Genomic DNA, 838 nt, shown 5'->3' with positions numbered 1-838 from the left:
CTGGGCGAGGTCGAGGCCGCCCTGCGCGCCCACCCCGCCGTCGCCGAGGCCGTGGTGACGGCCCAGGACCAGCGGCTGGCGGCCTATGTGCGCACCGAGGACGCCTTGGCGATCCCGCCGGCGACGCTGAGGTCCTGGCTGCAGGAGCGCCTGCCCGACTACATGATCCCCTCGGTGTTCATCACCCTGGAGGCCATGCCGCTGACGCCCAGCGGCAAGGTCGATCGCAAGGCCCTGCCCAAGGTCGTCGCCGAGACGCCGGAGGATCTTCCGGCCACCATTTCAGAAGAGCTGTTGGCTGGGATTTTCGCGGAGCTCCTCCGTGTGCCCGCGGTCGGGGTCAATGCGAACTTCTTCGAGACGGGCGGGCACTCTCTGCTGGCCATGCGGCTCGCGAGCCGCGCGGCCGACGTCTTTGAAATTGCGATCCCCGTGCGCGTCGTTTTCTCCCATCCCACGGTCGCCGCCTTGGCCAACTGGATCGAGGAGGCGATCACCGAGGAGATCGAGAATTTGAGCGCCGAGGAAGTCGAGGCCCAGTTGGCCGGCGAGCCCGCCTTGGTCGACTGAAGGGAACCGTGATGAACACGAGCAATCTCGCCCCGGAAGAGCAACGCAAGCGCCTGCTGCAGCAGCGTCTGACCCAGCTGAAGACCAGGGGCGGCGGGGCGAGCGTGATTACGTCCCGCCGGTCGGTGACGGGCTCGGCGCTGTCGTTCGCGCAGGAGCGGCTGTGGCTGGTGGAGCATCTGGGTGATGTTGGCGGGGCGTACAACGTGCCGGTGGCGGTGCGTTTGAGCGGGGAGCTGGATGTTGTGGCGCTGTCGAGGGCGCTGGA

Annotated in this window: 2 protein-coding genes; both read left to right on the top strand. The window is 68.0% G+C overall.

The window, feature by feature from the left end; genetic code table 11:
• A partial coding sequence (locus AC1DMQ_RS25765) for a phosphopantetheine-binding protein (RefSeq protein ID WP_477036371.1) occupies positions 1 to 570 on the top strand: 570 nt, incomplete at its 5' end.
• A gap of 11 nt (positions 571 to 581) precedes the next feature.
• The coding region (locus tag AC1DMQ_RS25760) for a hypothetical protein (RefSeq protein ID WP_477036370.1) at positions 582 to 838 on the top strand (257 nt) is incomplete at its 3' end.

Source organism: Caulobacter sp. 05L422, from assembly GCF_056397765.1.
The sequence above is the reverse complement of the archived record's forward strand: the minus strand, read 5'-3'. Positions and strand labels throughout refer to the sequence as shown.